Source organism: Lentibacillus sediminis, assembly GCF_002763455.1.
Taxonomy (GTDB): domain Bacteria; phylum Bacillota; class Bacilli; order Bacillales; family Amphibacillaceae; genus Lentibacillus_D; species Lentibacillus_D sediminis_A.
Genome location: NZ_NIXK01000001.1, coordinates 831,814 through 853,423, shown reverse-complemented (window position 1 = coordinate 853,423; position 21,610 = coordinate 831,814). Strand labels below are relative to the sequence as shown.

The 21,610-nt window shown below is 46.1% G+C and carries 27 protein-coding genes; 5 read left to right on the top strand and 22 right to left on the bottom strand.

Going from position 1 to position 21,610, the window contains the following annotated elements:
• Positions 1–188 precede the first annotated feature (188 nt).
• From CEG13_RS04040 to CEG13_RS04015, 6 genes are all read right to left on the bottom strand, one after another.
• On the bottom strand, positions 189–545 hold the full coding sequence (locus tag CEG13_RS04040; protein ID WP_100010520.1) for a hypothetical protein: 357 nt from the start codon (positions 543–545) through the stop codon (positions 189–191).
• Between the two features lie 230 nt (positions 546–775).
• Positions 776–955, bottom strand: a complete 180-nt coding sequence (locus CEG13_RS04035; protein ID WP_100010519.1) for a CsbD family protein — start codon at positions 953–955, stop codon at positions 776–778.
• 60 nt (positions 956–1,015) lie between these two features.
• On the bottom strand, positions 1,016–1,258 hold the full coding sequence (locus CEG13_RS04030) for a glutaredoxin family protein (RefSeq protein ID WP_100010518.1): 243 nt from the start codon (positions 1,256–1,258) through the stop codon (positions 1,016–1,018).
• A 13-nt stretch (positions 1,259–1,271) separates the two neighbouring features.
• Positions 1,272–2,552, bottom strand: a complete 1,281-nt coding sequence (gene rpoN / locus CEG13_RS04025) for an RNA polymerase factor sigma-54 (RefSeq protein ID WP_100010517.1) — start codon at positions 2,550–2,552, stop codon at positions 1,272–1,274.
• 85 nt (positions 2,553–2,637) lie between these two features.
• Entirely contained in the window at positions 2,638–3,510 is an 873-nt protein-coding gene (locus CEG13_RS04020; RefSeq protein WP_158234645.1) for a DUF3307 domain-containing protein, read from the bottom strand.
• 5 nt (positions 3,511–3,515) lie between these two features.
• A complete protein-coding gene (locus tag CEG13_RS04015) occupies positions 3,516–4,214 on the bottom strand; it encodes a hypothetical protein (protein WP_100010515.1) in 699 nt (232 codons plus the stop codon).
• 245 nt (positions 4,215–4,459) lie between these two features.
• On the opposite strand from CEG13_RS04015, the gene CEG13_RS04010 reads away from it, so the two are divergent.
• On the top strand, positions 4,460–4,858 hold the full coding sequence (locus CEG13_RS04010; RefSeq protein ID WP_100010514.1) for a ribonuclease HI family protein: 399 nt from the start codon (positions 4,460–4,462) through the stop codon (positions 4,856–4,858).
• Between the two features lie 6 nt (positions 4,859–4,864).
• Here CEG13_RS04010 and CEG13_RS18690 read toward each other — a convergent pair whose 3' ends face one another.
• The 11 genes from CEG13_RS18690 to CEG13_RS03960 all read right to left on the bottom strand — a co-directional run bounded on the left by CEG13_RS18690 (position 4,865) and on the right by CEG13_RS03960 (position 13,625).
• Positions 4,865–5,038 carry a hypothetical protein gene (locus CEG13_RS18690; RefSeq protein WP_158234644.1) on the bottom strand — a complete coding sequence of 58 codons (174 nt, stop codon included), beginning with the start codon at positions 5,036–5,038 and terminating at the stop codon, positions 4,865–4,867.
• Positions 5,039–5,291: 253 nt separating this feature from the next.
• Entirely contained in the window at positions 5,292–5,558 is a 267-nt protein-coding gene (locus CEG13_RS04005) for a hypothetical protein (RefSeq protein WP_100010513.1), read from the bottom strand.
• A 100-nt stretch (positions 5,559–5,658) separates the two neighbouring features.
• Positions 5,659–6,135 carry a hypothetical protein gene (locus tag CEG13_RS04000; protein ID WP_100010512.1) on the bottom strand — a complete coding sequence of 159 codons (477 nt, stop codon included), beginning with the start codon at positions 6,133–6,135 and terminating at the stop codon, positions 5,659–5,661.
• A gap of 372 nt (positions 6,136–6,507) precedes the next feature.
• Positions 6,508–6,990 carry a nucleoside deaminase gene (locus CEG13_RS03995; protein ID WP_100010511.1) on the bottom strand — a complete coding sequence of 161 codons (483 nt, stop codon included), beginning with the start codon at positions 6,988–6,990 and terminating at the stop codon, positions 6,508–6,510.
• Positions 6,991–7,218: 228 nt separating this feature from the next.
• Positions 7,219–7,491 (bottom strand): hypothetical protein, encoded by a 273-nt coding sequence (locus CEG13_RS03990; RefSeq protein WP_100010510.1) that lies wholly within the window; start codon positions 7,489–7,491, stop codon positions 7,219–7,221.
• An 83-nt stretch (positions 7,492–7,574) separates the two neighbouring features.
• Positions 7,575–7,862 carry a DUF4190 domain-containing protein gene (locus tag CEG13_RS03985; RefSeq protein WP_100010509.1) on the bottom strand — a complete coding sequence of 96 codons (288 nt, stop codon included), beginning with the start codon at positions 7,860–7,862 and terminating at the stop codon, positions 7,575–7,577.
• A 117-nt stretch (positions 7,863–7,979) separates the two neighbouring features.
• Complete coding sequence (locus tag CEG13_RS03980) at positions 7,980–8,543, bottom strand: shikimate kinase (RefSeq protein WP_100010508.1); 564 nt, start codon at positions 8,541–8,543, stop codon at positions 7,980–7,982.
• Positions 8,544–8,616: 73 nt separating this feature from the next.
• On the bottom strand, positions 8,617–9,564 hold the full coding sequence (locus CEG13_RS03975) for a fumarylacetoacetate hydrolase family protein (protein ID WP_100010507.1): 948 nt from the start codon (positions 9,562–9,564) through the stop codon (positions 8,617–8,619).
• 133 nt (positions 9,565–9,697) lie between these two features.
• The gene (locus tag CEG13_RS03970; protein WP_100010506.1) at positions 9,698–10,981 is read right to left on the bottom strand and encodes a GntP family permease; all 1,284 of its coding nucleotides are present in this window, start codon (positions 10,979–10,981) and stop codon (positions 9,698–9,700) included.
• Positions 10,982–11,014: 33 nt separating this feature from the next.
• On the bottom strand, positions 11,015–11,791 hold the full coding sequence (locus tag CEG13_RS03965; protein ID WP_100010505.1) for a 3-hydroxybutyrate dehydrogenase: 777 nt from the start codon (positions 11,789–11,791) through the stop codon (positions 11,015–11,017).
• Between the two features lie 475 nt (positions 11,792–12,266).
• The gene (locus CEG13_RS03960; RefSeq protein ID WP_100010504.1) at positions 12,267–13,625 is read right to left on the bottom strand and encodes a sigma-54 interaction domain-containing protein; all 1,359 of its coding nucleotides are present in this window, start codon (positions 13,623–13,625) and stop codon (positions 12,267–12,269) included.
• 181 nt (positions 13,626–13,806) lie between these two features.
• Here CEG13_RS03960 and CEG13_RS03955 point away from each other — a divergent pair, with 181 nt between their 5' ends.
• The 3 genes from CEG13_RS03955 (at position 13,807) to CEG13_RS03945 (ending at position 15,806) form a co-directional block, all read left to right on the top strand.
• Positions 13,807–14,463: a serine/threonine protein kinase gene (locus CEG13_RS03955; protein ID WP_100010503.1), complete on the top strand. Its 657-nt coding sequence runs from the start codon at positions 13,807–13,809 to the stop codon at positions 14,461–14,463.
• Between the two features lie 77 nt (positions 14,464–14,540).
• Positions 14,541–14,882, top strand: a complete 342-nt coding sequence (locus tag CEG13_RS03950; RefSeq protein WP_100010502.1) for a general stress protein — start codon at positions 14,541–14,543, stop codon at positions 14,880–14,882.
• Between the two features lie 156 nt (positions 14,883–15,038).
• The gene (locus CEG13_RS03945; RefSeq protein ID WP_100010501.1) at positions 15,039–15,806 is read left to right on the top strand and encodes a FixH family protein; all 768 of its coding nucleotides are present in this window, start codon (positions 15,039–15,041) and stop codon (positions 15,804–15,806) included.
• Positions 15,807–15,979: 173 nt separating this feature from the next.
• Here CEG13_RS03945 and aroD read toward each other — a convergent pair whose 3' ends face one another.
• Positions 15,980–16,735, bottom strand: a complete 756-nt coding sequence (gene aroD / locus CEG13_RS03940; RefSeq protein ID WP_192869512.1) for a type I 3-dehydroquinate dehydratase — start codon at positions 16,733–16,735, stop codon at positions 15,980–15,982.
• Between the two features lie 104 nt (positions 16,736–16,839).
• Here aroD and CEG13_RS03935 point away from each other — a divergent pair, with 104 nt between their 5' ends.
• Positions 16,840–17,376 carry a shikimate kinase gene (locus CEG13_RS03935; RefSeq protein ID WP_100010499.1) on the top strand — a complete coding sequence of 179 codons (537 nt, stop codon included), beginning with the start codon at positions 16,840–16,842 and terminating at the stop codon, positions 17,374–17,376.
• A gap of 31 nt (positions 17,377–17,407) precedes the next feature.
• Here the strand turns inward: CEG13_RS03935 and CEG13_RS03930 are convergent, their stop codons facing one another.
• The 4 genes from CEG13_RS03930 to CEG13_RS03915 all read right to left on the bottom strand — a co-directional run bounded on the left by CEG13_RS03930 (position 17,408) and on the right by CEG13_RS03915 (position 21,575).
• The gene (locus CEG13_RS03930; RefSeq protein WP_100010498.1) at positions 17,408–17,623 is read right to left on the bottom strand and encodes a hypothetical protein; all 216 of its coding nucleotides are present in this window, start codon (positions 17,621–17,623) and stop codon (positions 17,408–17,410) included.
• Positions 17,624–17,842: 219 nt separating this feature from the next.
• Positions 17,843–18,715 (bottom strand): ABC transporter permease, encoded by an 873-nt coding sequence (locus CEG13_RS03925; RefSeq protein WP_100010570.1) that lies wholly within the window; start codon positions 18,713–18,715, stop codon positions 17,843–17,845.
• A gap of 74 nt (positions 18,716–18,789) precedes the next feature.
• Positions 18,790–19,791 carry an ABC transporter permease gene (locus tag CEG13_RS03920; protein ID WP_100010496.1) on the bottom strand — a complete coding sequence of 334 codons (1,002 nt, stop codon included), beginning with the start codon at positions 19,789–19,791 and terminating at the stop codon, positions 18,790–18,792.
• 74 nt (positions 19,792–19,865) lie between these two features.
• A complete protein-coding gene (locus CEG13_RS03915; RefSeq protein ID WP_100010494.1) occupies positions 19,866–21,575 on the bottom strand; it encodes an ABC transporter substrate-binding protein in 1,710 nt (569 codons plus the stop codon).
• Between the last annotated feature and the right edge of the window lie 35 nt (positions 21,576–21,610).

Sequence of the window (21,610 nt, the reverse complement as noted above, 5' to 3'; positions counted from 1 at the left end):
CCCACACCTTTAAGACTTCCATCTTATATTCTGGAGTAAAAGCTCTTTTAGACACAAAAATCCCCCTAAGATAAACAAGTTTTATTTTTTAACCTGTCTACCTTAAGGGGAGCATATCATTAGATGTCAATTGCCAAGCGTTTTGCTGCCAAATACTTATGCTATTTATTAGATCTTCGTCCCAATTTCTACCTCCGCACATAATGCGTAGAGTACTGCTCCTCCATATAAGGGATGCCGGATTTAGAAAACTGCAGCTGCTTCTTTGGGCCTTTTCCCCCGGATTTATATACTGTGGTCGATGGTTTCAGATTTTGCTCCTGCGCGAATTTCTTTAAAGTCTTTAATATGTGATTCATCTTGCCAAGTCCCCCAACTGCCACACGCTCCAGATAGGGTATCCGCTTAAGCCGCCAGTCTTCCACTTGCTTTGGCGTTAGTCTGTCCATCCTAACCAGCAAATCTACCGGGCTAATATACCCTTTCTCCATTAACAGCTCTGTTGCTTTTGCCCTCACTCTTTGCTCGATTTTCTTTTGCGACATAAAATCCCTTCTTTGATTCTGTGTCTCTCTCATATTGTATCAAATACCAAACTGAATTCTTTGTCAAATGAACGCTAGCTGGCTGCATATACCTTGTATTGATTCTTCCCCTTATCTTCCGAGGTATATTTTGTGGGTAATATTACTCAGTAATGCTAATTTGACAAAAAGAAAAAAAGGGGTTCAGCATTTTTATCGTCTGAAATCCCTTATGTTTGAAGTGGTACACCCTACTTCAGTTTTCCTTTCTTCATATCACCAAAAGCCTTCTGGGATGTTCCCTTCCCTATATCCTTTTTCCCACTCGCCTGCAATCTCTCATTATCTGTTGCTTTCCCTATCTGATCCTTGATTTCGCCTTTAATCTGGTTCCCGACACCCTTGGCAATATGCTTATCTCCGCCAGCCATAATAAACCCCTCCCTCTATTTACCTTATTCTCAGGAAGGGTTTATCATTCTAAGAAACCATTACTTCAGTTCCTTCAAGGCCTGCTCCAGCTTCTCATATGTAATCTCCGATGCATCGAGTTCGGTTTCTCCTATATGCACAACCGGGATGGAAATTTGATAAGCCTCCAGCCAGTCATCGTTTGAGTGGATGTCCCGCTCTTCCACTTCAAACGAGTAGTCATGTTTCAACAAATCAAACAGCGCCTCTGCGTCATCACAGAGCGGGCAGTTTTCTTTTTTATATAAAATCACATGTTGCATGCGGTTCGCTCCTTTATTTTCGTTTTACCGATGAGGGGATATTTAGCTGCTCCCGGTATTTCATCACCGTGCGCCGAGCCACAGAAATGCGGAATTCCGCCTGCAGTTTATTCCGGATCGCCTCATCCGACAGAGGTTTCGCTTTATCCTCATGCTGAATCAATTCCTGGATCAGTTTTTTTATCGCAAAAGCCGAGGTCTGTTTTCCATCCGGCTGCCTTACTCCTGGCTGAAAGAAAAATTTCAGCGCAACCACCCCTTGAGTGGTTTGGATAAATTTATGGTGAATCGCGCGGCTTACCGTAGAAAGATGGACCCCCACTTCATCAGCGATTTCCTTTAAGGTTAGTGGCTGCAGCATGAAACTACCATGCTCGAAAAAAAGATATTGCCGCTCTACAATTTCCCGGATCACCGCATGTAGAGTATTCGATCGGTAGGAAATCGCCTGTCTCAGCCACTCGACCTGCTTATATTTTTCACGCAAATAATCCGCGGCTGCTTTATCCTTTTCCATCAGCTCCGCATAGGATTGATTCACCTCAATAGCAGGAGTATTCCATTTATAAAAGGATATTTTCCACACACCGTCCTCTTTGTAAACGGATGCTTCTGGAATAATATATTCTGACCTTTCACTTGTCAACAATTGTCCAGGCTTGGGGTGACAGGCTTTCACATAATCAATCGCTTCTGATGCAGCTTCCTCAGAGACCTGATAATTGTCGCTGATCGATTGCTTGTCCTCCTCCGCGATCCATTCCAAATGATTTTCCAACAAGTCTTTGATAAATGGGTGCTCCCCTGTGAACTGCCGAAATTGCAGCAGGATACATTCCGTCAAGGTTCTCGCTCCAACACCCACCGGCTCAAGCGACTGGATCATCTCCAGCGCATTTTCAGTGGCAGTTTTGGTAACCCCGCAAGCTTCAGCCCAAGTATCCAGATCAATCTCCAGGTAGCCATCCTCATTCAGCGAATCAATCCCGAAAAGCACCACCGGCATTATTTCCCCGGGAATATCCAGCGTATACAACTGGCTTTTCAGCTGCTCATGAAACGTGAGCTCCGTTGGGTTAATCTCCCCAATTTCTGCGGGTGAAGCATGTTCCGAACGATAGGTGGCCAGATCGGCATCATAATTCACCTCTTCAATCAGCGGATTATCCTTGGCTGCCTCCTGAATATAATCCAAGAGTTCCAGCCCGGAAAACTGCAGAATATGGATGGATTGCAAAAGCGACTGGTTCATCTTCCATTGCAGCCGCTGTTCCTGAACCATTCTCGGTTTCATTTGAGACACCTCTTCTGCTTTGGTTTCGTCGGTTGGTTTAAACCCCCCGTTTAGTTGGACTCACCGCTGATTGAACGCACTCAGCTCACAAAACCCTCACCGCAGCATATCCAATTAAAACAGCCGCCACGATGCTGAGAAGTGTGCCCACCAGATAATACTCGGCAAACCTTCTATCCTCAAATTGCTTAAATCTGGTAATCGACTTCATCGCGACGAGCACCGTGATGCTGGTCAGAGCTTGATTTATCACAAAAACCATGATCAGCAGTCGCTCCAAAATACCAATGTACCTTCCCAGATTCATAGACTGCTCCGGATAATGTGTTGTAACATGGGTGGTTATTTTAGATAGTGACCTGCTTCCCTTCTCCTCTGTCTCCCGCTCCTCGATACTTGTGTTAGTAGTCGATTTCGGTGGAGCCAGATTTTGCAGCAGAATCGCTATCAGATAGGAGGCTCCGTATGTATTAAGGATGAGCAGAATCCCCATGGCCAAAAGTTTTTCAAAGTCCGATAGATTGATCCCTTCAAAGAACAAAAGGTAAAATCCTTCTGCCCAACTGGAAAGGGAGGCAGGCAGAAAGTTAAACACCGTCAGCACAATAGCTATGGCTGCGATATGCAGCACCTGATCAGCAAGATACACCAAGGCCTTATGTATTTGTGAAGTCAGCCTTTTGTCCAGATTCAATTTGGCCAAATCAATTCCGAAATGGATGACCCCTACGATCAGAAAAATACCAGCGAAACTGAGACCAGTCTGGACGGAAAGGGACTGCTGCGATATCAGCCATGATGCAACCAGCAAAGTGTAAACCGCGATATGAATACCCACATGTTCCATTAACGCTCTGATTCGCGTATGCTTTTCCTTTTTCCTGGCATTCATTTGATCCGATTGCAGCAGAAAGTCTGAGACAAAATGGCCGAACAGCAATAATAGAAAATAAACCAATTTGTCTACCCACCCTCCTGGAGCAATTTCTGATAGAAACCAAGCAAATCCTCTAAGCTTTCTTCCATTTCTTTAACCAGCTGATAGTTGGCTGCTGTTAAATGATTGCGCACACTTGCTTTGGGATTTTTGTAGCCAAATGCCTTTCCGATCTCTCCCAACGTGCGGTCCGGGTATTTCTCCACTTCCATAATGATTTCCCGCTGCCTGCTGGTCATGTTCCGCTTATGCAGCCTGATCGTGTAAAGCGAGTAATTGATTACCTGATAAGGAACTTCTTCCGTGTAGTAAAAAACCTTATTTTTCCACGGCTTATTCCAGCCGGCAGCCTTGGGATCGTTTTTCTTCAAAAAAGAATCTCTTGCTTCTATCGCATGAATGATGGCACTGCCGTTGGAAATATGTTCATCCGTTTTATTTCTGGTGGCAACCTCCCCAAATCCACAACCGATATAAAAGGCTATTTCGCTGTTCTCTTCGACTATTTCCAGAATTCTCCTGATTACCCGGAAGCTGTCCCGGAAATCTTTTATTACACCGATCAGCTCATCACCGTTTCGAATGCGAAAAGACATCAGCATTTTGCCTTGCAGCTTGTCATTTAAATCTTTTGCAAGCAGATGCAGTATGTTCTCGACCTCCTGGAAATCTAACTTCCTGGATCCCGCCACATCAAGTGCCACACAGGCATAATATTCTTTCATGGGACCTTAACACCTCCAAACGGTTCATGCAAAAGTATATGATTAGTACGTATACTTTTTAAAGTATATGGAAAAGACGTATACATTTGAATATATATGTGAAATGCGTATACTCGTTTCAAGTATAGCGAAGTTATACAAATGGTTCAATCCACAGAGGGTAGCAGGGGTTTCTCTAAAGCAAAAACTGTCTGCCCTTGTTATACTGAATCTATAAGATCCTACCGAAGAAAGGAGAAAACCCATTGATCGAAGTATATACAGATGGTGCGGCAAGCGGGGATCCCGGATTAAGCGGGGCGGGGATTTTTATTAAAGCACATGGGAAGCAGCAGGAGCACACCTTTCCTCTGGGAAGTATGTCCAATCATGAGGCCGAATTTCACGCAGTCATTAAAGCACTGGAAGTTTGCAGCCAGGCTTTTCCTGATGAAATCCTTTCTTTTCGCTCCGACTCCAAGCTTGTGGTTGAAACGATTGAGAAGGATTTTACCAAGAATCGTAAATTCCTGCCTCTATTGGAAATCATCCGTGAGCGGACGAACGCCTTTCCGTATTTTTTCATTAAATGGATTCCGGAAAAGCAGAATCACCACGCAGACCGGCTGGCCAGACAAGCATTGCGGTTAAATGAGGCAGAGTAACCGCAATTAGCGCTGATCCTTTTCTTCCAAATCACGCACCCGCTCTTCCAGGCTGCCGATCTGCTGCTGCATTTCTTCCTTTGGCCTATTCAGCCGCTGGGATGTACCGCGGAACAGCACGGAAACCGTCAGCACCGCCAGCACGGTCCCTGTGATGAAAATCGCTAAAGCGAACGCCATCGTTACCCTCCTCGGACAGGGATTCTCTCAAGTTGCTTCCATTATACCATACTTTTAAGCAATTTCCCCAAAAAATAATTGGAAAATTCATGCCACCTTTTTATGCGTTCTCCCGATTATAGAGGTGAACATAGTCTCTCTCTACTTTTACGGATGCTAGCTTTTAAGTCAGCCACTGGGAATAACTTATTTCCATAGGTGACAATTGTCCCTTGTTCTAAGACTAACAAAGTATTTACGCGAAACAATCTATTTATGTAGGCTGTCCCATTCCTGACACAGTGATAATCAGTAAGAAAAACGCACCACTCCCAACAGAGAAAATTAAAGCAATAGCCGGAACCAACTTGAGTTCAGCTTTATTTATGATTGCAATAACCGCTAAAACAATGGATAAGAATAACGGAGAAAACAAAATAAAATTAGATATATCTGCGCCACCAAGAATCGCTATAAAAACAACAATAGGGATTATACTGAGAAGTAGAGAAAGCCAACCTATCCATCTATTTTTTAACAAGGTTACCCCTCCTAAAAATAAATAAGAAGAACCGTGCCTTATGCAAGATTTGTGCTTTCTGCTGTCAGCTGGTGTACTGGAGGTTAATTTCACCTAAATCCTACTCAACAAAAGCAGCTTTAAATAAATAGACCACATCGTACTTTTCCATTTCACCAGGATCTTCATAAAAATTCGCGGAAATTGATGTCGTACCATTTTCGTCATCGGAATAAACAATGCCCGCCAGTACCGCTTCCCCTTCTTCTAAAGATGTTTCACCTACTTGAAAGCTGGCCCTAAGACTGGACTTTTCATCCAGATTATTATCCAAGCCGGTCGATGAAGCTGTGCTGCCGCCACTGGTGATACCGATATTAAATGTACGGTTCTTTTCCTCCTCATTTTCCTTTGGTAATGTAAAGATAATTGACCCTGTTTCCTCTGCCATAAGTGACAGCCGCCCTATTTCATCATCAGCCAGCTCTCCGTCTTCATATTTTTCAATCCATACGGAGACATTTTTGTATTCACTGCCTTTATGGAAATCAATTACAAATGATTGCTCTGAAGCAGTAGCAAGAATGGCGGATTCCATCTATGATAAATCAGCAGCAGAAACCGTATTCATATTGGCTTGGGAATTGTTATTATCGCAAGCACTTAAAACAAGGATCATCAGAATTAATAGCAGAACTCCAAATAACCTTTTCAAATTATCTCCCCCTTGCAGCTGTTATTCTTATCCATGATATAGCGCTTATACGCAAGGACGGATGGCTGCTAATAAAGTGTCAGCAGGAAGGAAGTGGTACACATAACTACTAATGAAATGGAAAGCATCAACTGATATTTTTCCATTTTAGATCCCTTTCGTATAACAATAAAGAACATAATAAGACCATATACTATTCCGCAAATAAAGATTATCTGTAGTATTAGTGCATTCAACGAGTTCCCTCCTATTTATCTAACGTCTTCCGGTGTAAAATTGACGATGGAGTTGGTGTACTTCCTCGTCGAGATCAGGAACAGGGCCTTCTATTGTGGTATCACGAATAACATCCTGAATCGAAAGGTTACGAACGCGCGACCCAGTAATTCCCATTTCACTCCGCCATTGCGCCAACTGTTTAGAGGAACTTACATAAACGATTCGGCCCAACTCAACCAGTCCGTGGGCTGCAGCACACATAGGGCAATGTTCACCCGAGGTATATACTGTCGCCTCTGCTCTTTCTTGAGATGTCATATTCCCTGCCGCCCAGCGCGCCAAAGCAAATTCCGGGTGTTGGGTCTGGTCGCCACCTGAAACATGGTTGTGGTCTTCCGCAAGCACCTTGCCATCGGCTGAGACAAGGACGGAACCAAATGGCTCGTCACCGTTCTCCAGGGCAGTTTTTGCCAGTTCAATGCAACGCCTGAGGTGCTTCAAATCTGAATTATTTACCATAAATAATCCTCCCTTGTAGAATCAAATTTTCCATTAGGAACTTTTCGTTTACTTCTTCCTTTTAGCATTTATGCCCATAGCAGCGATAAAGATGACAAGTACTGCAGCCACAATACCAGAGTACATTAGTTCAACTCCTTTTTCTAATTCGAAAATCTACCACCACAACATTGTGTTCACAATCATCATACTAACTGCAAGATAATATTCTTCATCAAACTACCCCTGCTAACTAACATAATTAAAAAACAAATACACAGATACAAAAAATAAAAATGCGGATGTAAAGAAAGACATTATTGCATTTGTCTTCCGTTTAGCCTTTAATTTAGGATCGTCCGGATTTGCCTTTAATTCTGAAATTTCCACAACTAACATCAAAGCTCCTAGAAAAAATAGCATATAAGGAAATTGCTCAGGCTCATTGCTGTCAGATATTAAGACATACACTGAGAAACCGATTGCAATAACCGCAAATACAACTCTCAATACTAGTAACAAATGTCCCACCTCTAATATATAAATGAGATTTATTCATACCTGTCGATTACAAATCCCGGTTATTTTCACAAGGTGTTATTCCATTAACTGGCCATATTCATAAAGGCAATAATTGCAGAAACAACCAAAATTATCGGCAGCAAAATACCTAAACCGCTGCAAACTATCCCTGATACAGCAAGCTTTTTTCCTTCTTGTTTCAAACTTTTTGTCTCTTGTAATCCAATAATCCCGAGGGTTAAACTAGCAATACCAAGAATTAAGCCCACATAACCTAATATGACGAAAAGAATGGAAAGAATCCCAAGAACTAAAGAAGCAATAGCTTTACCATTAGTCACACTACCCTGTGAAGCTTTAACATTATTCATTTGACTCCCCCTTAACAATTCCAAACTGCTGTGTCTCCTTATTATTCTCGTGCCCGACAATTGAACAGCATGCGATCACCTATTAGTCATTTAAGCAACTGTCATTAGAAACAAATGCTACGAGTTGATCGAAGACATTTCAATTATTTCATCAGCAATGTCTTCTGGAGAACTGCCATTTGTGTAAACAGTATATTTAGCTAGCAGCTTATTAGACTTGTTTTTAACAAAGTGCTCATTTAGTCTATACACTTCATTGTTAGTGGTCACATCTTTTAATCTTTCGTTTAAGACATTAATGGATTCTTGTTCATTTTGACTTGGCAGCAATAAAAATACATTTTCGTAACCATTGAGAATACGCTTGACTGCTTTGAATAAAATTTGGTCTTCATAAACAGAGTGTCCTGCACCGAAATCATGAATACAATTCGGATAATCTTCCAACACCCTTTTAACCGCGTGGGCTTCAAACGGCTTCCAATACTGATACATAGCCATATAACCATTATTTTCACGTATTTCATTTTGTTTTTCTGTACTAAACCCAATTTCTTTATAATAGTCAAATCGCAAATCATCCATTGGTCGTTGAGGAATTCCCGTTTTAGTTGAGAGCACCTCAGCCACTGTACTTTTGCCAGAACAAATTGGACCGATTAAAATAATAGTAGAAGCCATCTGAACTCCTCTGGTAGCCATTTTTTGTTTCACGAGTAAATTACAATTTTTAATATCAGCCTGCAAACGCAGCTTAAGAACTTACAACACTGTTTTCCATCCGCCCGATCTGCTCAATTTCCAGGGTTACGGTATCTCCTGCTTCCAGGAATTTCGGCGGGTTCATTCCGGCTCCAGCACCATCTGGAGTTCCAGTCAGAATCAGGTCTCCTGGCTGCAGTGTAATCAAGCTGGAAATAAATTCAATTAAATGAGAGATGGAAAAGATCATATGCTTAGTGTTGGACGACTGCCGCAATTCCCCATTGACATAAGAACTTATTGTCAGACTTGCCGGATCGTCTATTTCATCGGCAGTTACCACCCATGGACCCACTGGTGTACTGCGATCAAGTGATTTTCCCTGCAGCCATTGCGGTGTCCGTTTTTGCAGGTCGCGGGCAGTTGTATCATTGGCGATGGTATAGCCGGCAATGTGATTCAGCGCCTCCTGTCTCGTAACCTTGGAGGTGTGTTTTCCAATAACTACTGCAAGCTCCACTTCATAATCAAGGCTGCTTGTAGCCGAGGGTTTCTCGATTTTTTCTTCCGGTCCGATCAATGCAGTTGCATATTTAGCGAAAAGCACCGGAAATTCCGGCAATGCGGAGGCGCCGGGGACCCCTTGCATTTCGGCAACATGATCAGCATAATTTTTCCCGACGCAAATTATCTTTGATGGACGTGGAACGGGGTTGCCGAGGATTACTTCATCTCGGGAAAAATGCGGAAAAAAGTTTTGACCGATCTCAATGAAAGCAGCAGCATCTTTCGCCCGGTTCATCTCCTCTTCACCCAGGGCATAGAATACGCCGGGATCTGCCGGAAGCAGTGTCTCCACTTTGCAGACCAGGTCGTTCTCCTGCTTTGTCAGAAGTAGTTGCCGATATGCCTCCTGCAAATCATATACATTTTCGCCCACCACACAGCCCATCCTTGCCTGCCCGGGACGCTGTTTCATTTTATAATTTACGAGTTTCATTGGTTCCACCCCTGTTAACTAGATTTTTATTTCATTTTATCAAAACATTTTGGAAAAAGATAGCAAAGACGAAAACAGAAAAAGCCCGGGTATCTCCCAGGCCTATTTTTGTTAATCTATTTCCTCTAAAAAACTAATACAATCCTATCGACGCCAGCAAGATCGCCACAGCCACCGAAACAATCGGGATCAGCACAGCAACAACAAAGATATCCTTATAGCTGTCTTTATGCGTCATGCCGGTGATTGTCAGCAAGGTCAGGACTGCACCGTTATGAGGCAGGGCGTCAAGACCACCGGCTGACAGGGAAGCTATTCTGTGGAAGGCTTCCACGTCAATTCCTGTTTCCTGGGCAATTTCGTAATAACGGGAACCTAGTGCCTCAAGGGCAATCCCCATCCCGCCAGAGGCTGAACCAGTCGCACCGGCAAGCAGGTTGACCGCTACTGCTTCGGAGATTAGTGGATTGCCGCGGATGCCCATTAGCAGTTCTGTCAGTCTGCCAAAACCGGGAACTGCCTGCACAACTGTACCAAAACCGACCGCTGCACTTGTGTTGATAATCGCCGTAACTGATCCGCCCGCACCACTGTTGATCGCTTTAACAAACCCTTTAAATTTCGTCAGGTTTAAGAGCATGATTAATACAATACCCGAGAGCAGCGCCACAATGATGTGCCAGCCCAGTACGTTAAGTGTGATCAGCACCACCAAGAGCGGCAAGACAGATAAAAAGAAATGCGGAGCATCACCACCCGTGTCGACAATTTTGTTATCCTTTGGTTCCGTGTATCCTTCCCCGGCAGCTGTCACCTTTTTCTCGCGCCACCTTAGATACAGGTACCCGCCGACCGCCATGACAATCGATGCACCAATCCCCATGATCGGCGCAGCCATCGCCGTGGTCCCAAAATAATCGGTTGGGATCAGATTCTGGATTTGCGGCGACCCGGGCAAGCCACCCATAGTAAACGTGAATGCCCCAAGCGCCACGGTTGGCGGAATCAATCTCCTCGTGATGTTAGCTTCGCGAAATAACGTCAGGGCAAGCGGATAAACCGCGAACACGACGACAAACAGGCTGACACCACCATATGTCAGGACAGCAGCCGATACTAAAACACCCAAAATTGCCCGGTCTGTCCCTATTACTTTCGTTAATGCAACGGCGACAGATTTAGCCATCCCCGTATCTTCCATCAATTTTCCAAAAATCGCGCCAAGCATAAATACCGGAAACCATTGCTTGGCAAAGTCCACAAAACCGCCCATGTAGGTATTGGTATAGGCATCCAGCAAATCCAAACCGCCGGTAAGTGCCACCACGCCGGCCGCGATCGGCGCTACCCAAATAATCGACCAGCCCAGATAGGCAAGGACCATTAGCACAATGAGGCCAAGAATAATACCAAACATAAAACCCCTCCTTGGTCGTTCTTTTTCTGTCTTTTATTGTGCAGTATAACCGCCGTCCAGCACGACCGCCTGCCCCGTGACGCCTTTTGCCTGATCACTGGCGAGGAACATCGTATAATCGGCGATTTCCTTAACTTCCAAAAGTCGTTTTTGCGGTACCAGCGGATAAAGCACTTCCTCCAGGACTTTTTCCACTGGCACATTGCGGTTTTTCGCCAAATCTTCAAATTGATTGCGGACCAGCGGCGTGTCAACATAGCCAGGGCACATTGCGTTCACCGTGATGCCATGATCCGCTCCTTCCAATGCTGCTACCTTGGTTAATCCAATCAACCCGTGCTTTGCACTGTTATAGGCAGCTTTTCCGGCAAAGCCGATCAGCCCGTTGATTGATGCCATATTAATAATCCGGCCCGATTCCTGCTTTTTCATAATCGGGAAAACAAGTTTGGTTGCCATAAATGGAGCCACAAGCATCACTTTGGTAATAAGCTCAAACTTCTCTGTCGGAAATTCCTCCAGGGAAGCGACATGCTGCAGGCCGGCATTGTTGATCAGCACATCGAGCCTGCCATATGCCCCCACCGTTTGATCAATTGCCTGCTTTAGTTCTTCTTCGTTGGTGACATCGCATTTCAGCCCAAGGCAGTCATGCCCGTTTGCTGCGACATCCGCAGCAGCCTGCTTGACTTTTTCTTCGTTGATATCAGTGAACACCACACTTGCACCGCTTTTGGCAAAAGCCGTGCCGATCTCATAGCCGATTCCGCTAGCTGCTCCAGTTATGAAAACTACTTGCTTTTTTGTCATTATTTATGTCCTCCTCTTGAGTTTGTAAGTTTTGGGTTATGGTGGACGAAATTGTTTTGTCGCGAGCGAATCCATGCTGCTTACAAATTCTTTATCGCAGGGAAACCCAAACTCTCCCATACCCCTGATCATTTTACCTGTGTTTGGCTTATTCGCCAAATCAGCTTTCTTGAAAAAGGAATACCGGCTTAAGCAATCACGTTCAAATCCACGTACAGTAACCGCTTACATATCAATCAAACTTAAATTTGCTTACTACCTCCTCTCAACTATTTAATAAGCAAAAACTATGCCAACTTTTGTGTAAATGAAATCCTTGCTGTGCCGGCTATTTGCTCCATAAGGAAAAAACCTTTATTCCGAGTTTGCGGAACAAAGGTTTTTCCCAAAGAGAGTTATATCTTTGTGATCCCTTACATCTTCAATACAGCAAGCCATTCCGGAAACCCGGAAAACGGATTCCGGATTTCCGGAATTAGAGCTGATGCTTCTTTAACTTATCATATAAACTGGATTTTCCAATGCCAAGCAACTTGGCTGCTGCCGCCTTATCACCACTGCTTTTTTCCAGAGCATGCTGGATGGCGGATTTTTCGGTTTGCTCCAACTTTTCTTTTAATGTTGTCTGCTCTGTGACGGCCGGGGCATCTGTCTGCAGGCTTTCCGGCAAATCCTCCACGTTTATCACTTCATTGTTCGTTAAATGTACCGCCGATTCAATCACATTCTCCAGTTCGCGTATGTTACCTGGCCAGTGGTAGTGCATAAGGCGGTCCAGCACCCTGGAATCAAATGACACCACCCGCTTCCCTGTCCGATTTGTCACTTTGTGAAGAATATAATTGGCCAGCACCCTGATATCCTCCATCCGATCACGTAATGGCGGAATACTCAGCTGAATGACATTAATCCTGTAAAACAAATCCTCGCGGAAACGCTGTGCTGCAATTAGTTTTTCGAGTGGCTGATTGGTCGCAGCGATCAGCCGAACATCAATTGGCTGCGGGGCAGTGCCGCCAACCACATCGACCTCTCCCTCCTGCAGCACACGCAGAATTTTGACCTGGGTGGCAAGCGGCATGTCGCCGATCTCGTCCAAAAACAGTGTGCCACCGTTTGCCAGCTGAAATTTTCCCGTCTTGCCGCCTTTTTTTGCCCCGGTGAATGCACCCTCTTTATAGCCAAACAGTTCGGATTCCAAGAGGTGCTCCGGAATCGCCGCACAGTTTACCGCAACAAACGGCTTCCTGCTCCGTTCACTTAAGTGGTGAATGCTGTGTGCGACGAGCTCTTTTCCTGTGCCGCTTTCGCCCCTTATCAGCACCGAAACGTCGCCAGGGGAAACTTTTTTGATTTTATTTTTTAGTTCATTCAGCTGTCTCGAACTGCCGACAATATCGCCGAGAGAATAGGTTTTCCCGTGCAGATTCTGCAGCTGGCTGCGGTAATGCTCAATCTCCAGCAGCAAATCCTTGATATGGCTGTTCATCTTCATCCATTCCTTGGTGTCACGGAAAATGACCGTACCGACAGCACCGACAATCTCACCGCCGGACCTAACAGGGATACGGTTGGCAACCATATAATTGCCGCGGATATACTGCAGGTCGGCAATCTCTTCCTTGCCTGTTTCTACCACAGTATGCATTCGTGTATTCTCAATCACCTCGGTGACATGCTTGCCCACTACATTCTCCACTTCCAGAAAGCGGAGATAGCTTTTGTTCATGTAGGTGATAAACCCCTCATTATCCACGACGACAAAGCAGTAATAAGCATTTTCGATAACGGTTTCAAAAAAATCTTCTCGATGCTGTTGCTTAATTGATTGCATACATCCCCCTCCGCCTGCCTTTTTTTACATTATACAACGGGCTGTCTGTTTAACATAGGGGTTTTTCGCTACATATTGCCGCTATTCTCCTATATAATAGAAGAAACCATTGATTTTGATAGCTGAGGAGTGTTCATAAAACAGCCGCACCAGGCAGATCAATGGGAGAGGAGAATGACAGTTGAGTCCAACAGCTGTGTTGGCAGGTAGTGTTGAATTTAGTTTGGAGAAACACCAGGCATCTGTCGTGCGAAAAGATCCCTCTCTGGAATTGATTGGCATAGGCAGGAGTGCTGCTGTGTTTCGGATTGCTTCCACGGGCAGGGCGCTCAAAGTATTTTTTCCTGAATTTGCGCATCTCGCTTATGTGGAAGCGGAAATTTATCAGCAGCTTCAGGGAAGTCCCTACTATCCGGCCTTACACGAATTCGGAGAAAATTATATCGAGATTGATTATATAGCTGGCCAGACGCTATTTGACTGTTTGCGGCTTGGCATCCGGTTAACTGCTGACATGCTGCACGAGACAGATCAGGCGCTGTACGAGGCCGCGGGTGTCGGCTTGACTCCATCCGATGTGCATCTGAAAAATATTTTATTGACACCAGATGGAGAGATACGGCTGATTGATGTGGCCAGATTCAGGCAAGCCAATGGACTGCGGCAATGGAAAGACCTGAAAAAGGCTTTCTTCCTGTTTTACCAGCGGCCCTATTTCCCAAAACAGTTCCCGAAATTTTTGCTGAACTGGATCGCTGCGTTGTATAACAAGTGGCTCAAAGTCAGGCGCTTAGGCCCTCATACCGGCAGAATGAAAAAACGGCATGGGGACACGTGACTGTGCTTGCGGTTTACCGCGGCTGCTCTGGTGGTAAAGTTTAATGTAAAACTTTACAGGCACAGGAGGAGATAGCCATGGCAAGACAAATTGTCACAGCCTGCAATAAAGAAGACGAAGCGATTACCGCGGTTAAGGAATTGGAAGTAGAAGGATACAAGCCGGAAGATATCACTGTTGTGACCAATAAGAAAAACACCGGCCGCCTGCAATGGCAAACGGATGTGAAGATGGAAAGCGGCATCCCAAAGGATAGCAAAGACCATTCATTCATGGAAAAAATCAAACAAACATTTACCGACGATATTACCGACCCTTATGATCAGCTTGTTCGTCTCGGGGTACCAGAGAACCAGGCGAAGCGATATCAGGGGAAGCTTAAATCAGGTGATATTCTTGTGACGGTTGAGGATAGATAGACCCGGGAGCAGAGTGGCTTCCGGGTTTTTTGGTGGTAAAACTTGGCTACACTGCTTGATAGGTATAAGATTTGCCCTGAAAGTCATTTATCTTTCACAATTATTTTGTTAAGAAATGGTATAATCGCCTTAATCAACACAATAGGAGGACAGCCTATGCGTAAACAGCTATTGGGCTTGCTCATAATAATAGCGGTGTTGCTCGCAGCATGCGGAGAGCAGCAGGAAAACACAGGAACTGAAGCGGAAGAGTTGAAACAGCTGCTTGTTGATTTCTCCGTGCCGGAAACTGCTGATTCTGATGAGACGGTCGAATTATCTGCAGCAGTTACTTATGGAGAAGAACCGGTGACTGATGCGGATGAAGTCATGTTTGAAATCTGGGAGACCGGTAACGAAGACAACAGCGTAGAGATTGAGGGAACAATGAGCGAAGATGGCATTTATACTGCTGAAACCACTTTTGATGAAGAGGGCGTTTATGAAATGTATGCCCATGTCACCGCAAAGGATCTACATACCATGCCGTTGAAATCGATTACTGTCGGTGACGCCGATCCGAGCGACAATGATTCTGCCGATACGGAAGCAGAGAACGAAGCAACACATGACCATGGGAATACGGAAGGCTTTTCAATGCATATGGACCTGCCCGCAGATGTCGTTTCCGGGGAAGAAACAGACCTGACCGTACACGTGCAGATGGACGGCGCACCTCTGGAGGATGCCAATGTCCGTTATGAAATATGGCAGAAGGAAGGTGCCGGCAACCATGATTGGGTGGATGCGGACGAAACAACTGCCGGAGAATATCATGCATTGCACACTTTTTCTGAAGCTGGTACCTATCAAGTTCAAGTTCATGTCGAAAATGACGATGGCCTGCATGAACATGAGATTCATGAAGTGGCGGTTGGTGAGTGAAACAGCTGAAATCTCGCTTGAGATAAAGTTGCCAGTCTGAGGTGGCTTGAGAACATCTTTAGCATTCCCACTGTGAACTTTGGCATCTTTGCCACAAACTTCGGCATCTATACTGTGAACCACAGCAAATGAGGCTGTCGGGAGGACATCTCCCGGCAGCCTCGTTTTTCTGTTCAGCTGTACCGATGAATAATATGCAGCACAGCTTTCAAATCTGCAACATCAATTTGCCCAGGCGCGGAGGCTTCAACTCCCGCTCCAAAAGTCGCAGCTGAGCCAAATACTTCCCCAGCAAGTCTGCTGACGAGCCCCAGCTGCCCCATCGCCATGGTAATCAGTGGCTGCTTTTCTCCCTTGGATTTCCACGTCTGAGTGGCATCCAAGAGGACAAGCAGATCCGCTGTGCTGTTTGGCATGACGGCAATTTTCAGCATATCTGCATCGTAGTCTTCCATTGCCTGCAAACGCGTAAGGATTTCCGCTTTTTCCGGCGTCTTGGCAAAATCATGGTTCGACATCACGACAGGCACGCCATGGGTTTTTGCCTTCTCTACCAATCTCTCCACCGAATCTCTACCCGTAAACAACTCCACATCCACTGCATCAGCCGCCTGGGATTCCAGCACCATATCTAGCAGTTCTTCATAAAACGATTCACCGGCCGATGTGTGACCACCTTCCCGCTCGCTGCGAAATGTAAAAATCAATGGCAGTTCTGGCAGTACAGCACGAAATTTAGCAAGCATTTTCCCAGTCGCCTTTAAAGACTTCACTCCAGCAAAAGCATCTGCCCGCCACTCGATCATATCCGGCCCCAGCTTTTTCACCGCTTCCGCTTCCTGGACCAACTCATCTTCCGTTCGGCCGATGAGCGGGACAATCACTTTGGGCTTTCCTTCCCCGATACGAATCTGTTTCAACTGCAGCATTTACATGACCTCCGAAATCCTTTTCTATTATTCTATCACTTGATGCAAAAAAAGCGAAATTCCCTTATACTATAAGGAAGATTGTAAGAGAAAGAGGAATTCGAATGAAGCAAATTAAAGGAAAGAATATTGTGCTGACTGGGTTTATGGGTGTCGGCAAAACGACGATCGGCAAAGACCTTGCAAATCAGCTCAACCGCGGTTTCGTAGATATGGATGAGGAAATTGAAAAAGCTGTGGACATGAGTATCCCAGATATCTTTCAGACCTATGGGGAGGCTTACTTCCGGGATAAAGAGCGAGAGCTGATTGCTTCATACTCACGTCTTGGCAAACGGAAGGTTATCTCTCTCGGCGGCGGGGCGTTTCTCCAGGAAGAAACCCGCAGACTTTGCCTGTCCGAATGCCTAGTTGTCTTTCTGGATCTGTCCTGGCCGTTTTGGAAAGAGCGCATCAGCCTCTTGCGTGACAGCCGTCCTCTCCTGCAGGGAAGGACCGAGGAGGAGATCAAAGCACTCTTTGATGAGCGCCAGGAAATTTATGCTGCGCATCATTTGAAGATCAAAATAGACAACCTTTCCCCTCATGAAGCATCAGAAGAAATTATCGACGCTTTGCAGCACCACCCGGATTTTTCCTAACTTGGCCGGAGAGGTGGATGCCTCTCCCCCATTATGCCCCCTGACGCTTTCGCACCGCACCCGCAGAGAGGATATTTTCCAGCTTAAACAACCTCACTTCTCGTTTTCGATAACAATAAGCAAGAATGGCATCTTCTCTTATCTCCAGCACACGAATGACCCTGTGAGAAATGTTTCCCTCTCCATCGATGTAAATCAGTTCCAGTTTTTGCTTGGTCCCCAGCGAATTCATCAGCAATCCCTTCATTAATGATCACCTCAAAAAGAACGTTTGTTTCATTATACCACAAAACACGAACATTTATGCTCTTTTTTAAGGGAGTTTTCTTTCCTATGATGGATTTCTATGGAAAAATTTTTGACCTGAACTATTTCGTAACTTAAATGTGGAATACATAAAGGGAAATATAAAATGATAAAAAAACAGCCGAAGCTTGTCATTACAAGCTCCAGCCGTTTCTCCTCCCTACGAATTCTTCATCTTCGGATCGAGCGCATCCCGCAGCCCATCCCCAATCAGATTAAATCCAAGCACAACCAGCATGATCGACACCCCAGGCACAATCAGCGTCCATGGGGCAAGCTGGATAAAGTCGCGAGAGTCGGCGAGCATTTGCCCCCATTCCGGGGTTGGCGGCTGAACACCGAGTCCGAGGAAGCCAAGTGCTGCTGCTTCCAGAATGGCTGTACCAAAACCAAGTGTAGCTTGGACGATTATTGGCGCGGTACTGTTTGGCAGAATATGATGAAAGATGATCCGGCCATTCTTCATCCCCTGCGCCCTGGCAGCCATAATGAATTCTTCCTCCCGCAGGCTGATTACCTTCGAGCGGACCAACCTGCCGAAGATTGGAATATTGATAACGGCGATCGCAATCAGTGCATTTTGCAGGGAAGCACCGAGGATAGCCACAATCGCAATTGCCAGCAGAATACTTGGAAAAGCCAGCAGGATGTCAAAAATCCGGGAAATCAGCATGTCAACCCAGCGGCCGAAGTATCCTGCAATGATCCCCAGCAGTGAACCAAATACGAGCGCGCCGGTCACCGCAAAAAATCCGACCTGCAGGGAAACCCTGGCACCATAAGCAATCCGGGTAAAAATATCCCGCCCCAAATGATCGGTGCCCAGCCAGTGCTCCGCGGATGGCGGCATCAGCCGGTTAACCAGATCCTGATCCTCATAGCCGTAAGACGTGAGCAGTGGAGCCACCAAACCAAGCAAAATGAAAAATACGATAATACCCATGCCTGCAATGGCAAACTTGTTGCGCCGCAGCTGCCGGAGTGTATCTTTCCAGGGAGAGATTGCTTCGATTTCCTCAGCATCCTTTGCCATGGATGCTTTAGCAGGATTTGCCGTCAACTGTTCTGCCTCATTTTTATCCTTTTTGTCCATCTGCAACTCCCCCCTTAATATTTAATCCGTGGATCGATTAATTTGTACAGCACGTCCACCACCAAATTGATGATGACGAAAATGAAAGCAATCACGAGTATGCCTGATTGAATCACCGGATAATCACGGTAATTAATCGCTTCATATACATACCTGCCGAGGCCCGGCCAGCTGAAGATCGTTTCTGTGAGAATCGCGCCGCCTAGCAGCACGCCGGTTTGCAAACCGATCACCGTCAATACAGGAATCATTGCATTTTTAAGCGCATGCTTGTAAATAACGAGAAATGTCCCGGAGCCTTTTGCCCGGACCGTCCGGACATAATCCGATTTCATCACTTCCAGCATGCTGGAGCGGGTCATCCGAGCGATGATCGCCATTGGAATCGTGCCCAGAGCGATACTTGGCAGAATTAAATGTTTCAGCGTAACCCACGTCCTTGCAAAGTCCAGGTGAATCAACGAGTCCAGGACATAGAAATGGGTAATCGGTGCCATCGGATCCCGGCTGTTTTCCCTACCGTAGGCAGGCAGCCAGCCTAGCTCCTGGGCAAAGACCCATTGCTCCATCAATGCCAGCCAGAAAACCGGCATGGAGACTCCGACAAGCGCAAACAGCATGGCCAAAAAGTCGAACCAGGAATTTTGTTTCCATGCACTGATGATTCCCGCATTCACCCCGATAAAAATAGCAAACAGCATGGCGAACACGGTTAATTCAAAGGTTGCAGCGATATATGGCCATATTTCCTGGGAAATTTCTGCTTTGGACCTTAGAGATGTGCCTAAGTCACCCTGCAGCAAGTCGGATATATAAAGGCCGTATTGCACCAGATATGGCTCGTTTAATCCCATACTTTCTTCCAAATCGGCGATGGCTTCCGCTGTTGCTGTTTCGCCTAACATAACCTGAGCCGGATTTCCCGGAATTAAATGCACAATCGAAAAGGTGATCAGCGTCATGCCGACTAAAACCGGAATCAGCATCACCAATCGCCGCATGACATAGGAAAACATTTCTTCACCTCCGTTCCCTTATATGGAAAGGAAGGGGCAGCAGCATGAACTGCTCCCCCTCTGTTGTTCGTTCGTTAGTTAGCCAATTCCACCTCTGCCAGCGATTCACTTGTTGACGGGTGCGGAACATAATTTAAGACATCACTTGAGGTTGCCAAAACTGGACGTGAGTGCACCAGGGTGGCCATTGGCGAGTCCTCGGAAATCAACGCCTGTGCTTCCTTATACAGTTCCGCGCGCTCTTCCTGGTCAACTGCCCGTTTCGCCTGATCCAGCAGTTCATCGACTTCCTCATTTTCATAGAAGGTACGGTTGCTGCTGCCGACATTCGAACCATGCAGCAGGCTGCTCAGGAAGTAATCCGGATCGCCATTGGTTCCGGACCAGCCAAGGATAAACATCTCATGCTCTCCCTGCATCGTTTTTTCCAAATATGGTGCCCATTCGTGCCGGACAATGGTCGCTGTGATCCCGACATCTGCCAGGTTATTTTTCACGATTTGTGCCACGGTCTCCGGATCCGGCATGTACGGACGTGCTACCGGCATGGTCCACAAATCAATTTCCAGACCGTCCTCATAGCCTGCTTCAGCCAGCAGCTCCTGCGCCCTTTCCGGATTGTATTCATAGGCTTCCGTATCTTCGTTGTATCCCATATAACTTGGCGGCAGCGGGTTTTTCGCCACGGTGGCGTAGCCCGCATACAAGGCGTCCGCTATCGCTTGTTTATCGATTGCGTAATTAATCGCCTGGCGTACTTCTACCTGATCCAGCGGTGGTTTCTGGGTATGGAAGCCGACATAGCCGAAGTTGTTCTCCGCGCGGGTATACAGCTTAAGCCCTTCTTCTTGCTCAACAACAGCTGCGTCATCCGGGTTCAATCCATCCATAATGTCGATATCCCCGGATCTTAGGGCTATCAGGCGGGCTGCGTTGTCCGGAATAACTTCAAACACTACCTCATCAAGTTTCGGCAAGCCGTCCACCCGGTAGTCTTCAAACTTTTCCAGGACAATCGAGTCATCCTTGGTCCAGCTGACAAATTTAAATGGGCCGGTGCCGACCGGGTTTTCATTAATCGCTGCCCCGTGTTCTTCCAGTGCTGCCGGCGAGGTGATCGCAAAATAGCTCATCGCCATATTTTGCAGGAAGAATCCGAGTGGCTGGCTCAGGACAAATTCAATCTCATGATCATTTACCACGTTGATCGACTCAATGACATGCCCCTCATCGCCTTTGTAGCCACCGAACATGGTGCCATACATGGCATACACATAGCCATCATCTGTAAATGCATATTCATGTTCCGGGTCAGACCAACGTTCAAAATTCGTTTTCACCGCTTCTGCATTGAACGGCGTCCCGTCATGGAATGTGACTCCTTCTTCTAAATAGAAGGTGTAGGACAACCCATCATCGGAAACTTCCCAGTCATGGGCGAGCCCTGGCCTAATCTCAAAGGAATCTTTCTCAAAGTCAAGCAGACTCTCCAAAATTTGCCTGGTTACCCGGGAGGATTCCCCATCGGTTGTGCTTCCGGGATCGAGGCTTTCCGAGTCCCCGCCACGCGCAAAGACCAGAACCCCTCCTTCTTCGGCAGCCTCTCCTTCACCCTCTGAACTGCCTTCACTTTCTGCCTCGCCTTCTTCACCAGCATTTTCTTCCGTGCCGCCATCATCGCCTTCCGTAGCTTCCGGATCAGCGCTGCCATCCCCGCTGCAGGCAGCAAGCACGAGCACGATTGACAGCATGAAGGCCATAAAAATTGAAACCTTCCACTTCATAGGTTATGCCCCCTTAAAATAATGTATATATCAAT